This is a genomic window from Leeuwenhoekiella parthenopeia, from assembly GCF_020782115.1.
Classification (GTDB): domain Bacteria; phylum Bacteroidota; class Bacteroidia; order Flavobacteriales; family Flavobacteriaceae; genus Leeuwenhoekiella; species Leeuwenhoekiella parthenopeia.
Genome location: NZ_JAJGMW010000047.1, coordinates 1 through 2,600 on the forward strand (window position 1 = coordinate 1; position 2,600 = coordinate 2,600).

At 47.8% G+C, this 2,600-nt stretch carries 1 protein-coding gene; it reads right to left on the reverse strand.

Annotated elements, in window-relative coordinates; all coding sequences use genetic code 11:
- Nucleotides 1-2,600 (reverse strand): Ig-like domain-containing protein (locus tag LLW17_RS18740; protein WP_228231822.1); only part of this gene is annotated, 2,600 nt, incomplete at both ends.

Genomic DNA, 2,600 nt, shown 5'->3' on the forward strand with positions numbered 1-2,600 from the left:
ATAAAGCCGTCGTTTGGTGTATACGTGTACGTGCCGTCTGCATTGAAGACCAATGTACCGTTTGTTGGCTGAGTCACTACCGTGTAAACCTCACTGCCCGCAGGACCGTCCGGGTTCTCATCATTAGTGCCTACATCGCCACTTACAGCCTGACCTTCAAACGTATCGTTGATATCGTTGATCGCTAGGATGTCGTTACCGCCGTTTGGACTAGGATCGATGCTGATGTATACCGTTGCTGTATCTGTAGCTCCCTGTGCATCTGTGATCGTATAGGTAAACGTATCGGTGCCGCTATAACCCATATCCGGGGTATAGGTGAACCTGCCGTCTGTTCCTATTGCTACTGTTCCGTTTGAAGGAGCGGTATTACCCGTCACAGTAAAGCTGTCGCCCTCAGGATCGCTGTCGTTAGTAAGTACATTACCCTCGATAGCATCTCCGATAAAGCCGAAGTAAGCATCGTCATTAGCCACTACTATATTAGCAGTGTCCGCAACTACCTCGATAGTTACTCTTCCTTCCGAACAAAGTGCAGGGTTACCGCTGTCACATACAGTATATGTGAAGCTGTCCTCACCCACAAAGCCGGGCTCTGGAGTATAGGTAAAGCTGCCGTCAGGATTAACCGTTACCGTACCATTGGCTGGCTGGCTATTACCGGTTACCGTGATTGCATCTCCATCCGGATCAAAATCATTTACAAGTACATTACCGTCTACAGGCACGCCTGTCTCTGTAATCGCTGTATCGTCATTGGCCACAGGCGCTGCATTCTCAGGTCCGCCTATTGGCAATACCTGGATCACTACATCTGCCTGATCGCAAGCTCGTGGGCTTCCGCCGTCACAGACTTCATACGTGAAGCTGTCCTGACCAATAAAGCCGTCGTTTGGTGTATACGTGTACGTGCCGTCTGCATTGAAGACCAATGTACCGTTTGTTGGCTGAGTCACTACCGTGTAAACCTCACTGCCCGCAGGACCGTCCGGGTTCTCATCATTAGTGCCTACATCGCCACTTACAGCCTGACCTTCAAACGTATCGTTGATATCGTTGATCGCTAGGATTTCATTCGACTCTATAGTTCCGGTTGCAGAATCTGACGGATTGACTGTTGTTCCTAATGATACCGTAGCTATAACCGTAAAAGTTTCATCATCTTCAAAAGCTGTATCGTCTACCGTTGGGAACACAATAGGTTCGCTGGTAGTTGATCCCGCAGGGATGGTTACCTGCAATGGGGTACCATCGGTGTAATCTTCAGGATTGGTAGCACTGCCATCAGCAAAGGTGATGTCTACTACGATATCCTCAAAGCTTGGCTTGTCTAAAGTAACTACAAATTCAGCATCGTCTCCTTCGCTTACCGTTACATCTGCAATGCTGATCGCAGGGGCGTTACCGTCATTATCGGTGATCGTACCGCTAGCTGTTACAGGACTGTTAGATACTGTTCCGGTTGATACCGTACCTGTTACCGTGAAGTTTTCGGATGGTTCAAATATGTTGTCGTCTACCGTTGGGAACACAATAGGTTCGCTGGTAGTTGATCCCGCAGGGATAGTTACCTGCAATGGGGTACCATCGGTATAATCTTCAGGATTGGTAGCACTGCCATCAGCAAAGGTGATGTCTACTACGATATCCTCAAAGCTTGGCTTGTCTAAAGTAACTACAAATTCAGCATCGTCTCCTTCGCTTACCGTTACATCTGCAATGCTGATCGCAGGGGCGTTACCGTCATTATCGGTGATCGTACCGCTAGCTGTTACAGGACTGTTAGATACTGTTCCGGTTGATACCGTACCTGTTACCGTGAAGTTTTCGGATGGTTCAAATATATTGTCGTCTACCGTTGGGAAAACAATAGGTTCGCTGGTAGTTGATCCCGCAGGGATAGTTACCTGTAATGGGGTACCATCGGTATAGTCTTCAGGATTGGTAGCACTGCCATCAGCAAAGGTGATGTCTACTACGATATCCTCAAAGCTTGGCTTGTCTAAAGTAACTACAAATTCAGCATCGTCTCCTTCGCTTACCGTTACATCTGCAATGCTGATCGCAGGGGCGTTACCGTCATTATCGGTGATCGTACCGCTAGCTGTTACAGGACTGTTAGATACTGTTCCGGTTGATACCGTACCTGTTACCGTGAAGTTTTCGGATGATTCAAATATATTGTCGTCTACCGTTGGGAACACAATAGGTTCGCTGGTAGTTGATCCCGCAGGGATGGTTACCTGTAATGGAGTGCCATCGGTATAGTCTTCAGGATTGGTAGCACTGCCATCAGCAAAGGTGATGTCTACTACGATATCCTCAAAGCTTGGCTTGTCTAAAGTAACTACAAATTCAGCATCGTCTCCTTCGCTTACCGTTACATCTGCAATGCTGATCGCAGGGGCGTTACCGTCATTATCGGTGATCGTACCGCTAGCTGTTACAGGACTGTTAGATACTGTTCCGGTTGATACCGTACCTGTTACCGTGAAGTTTTCGGATGGTTCAAATATATTGTCGTCTACCGTTGGGAACACAATAGGTTCGCTGGTAGTTGATCCCGCAGGGATGGTTACCTGCAATGGGGTACCATCGGT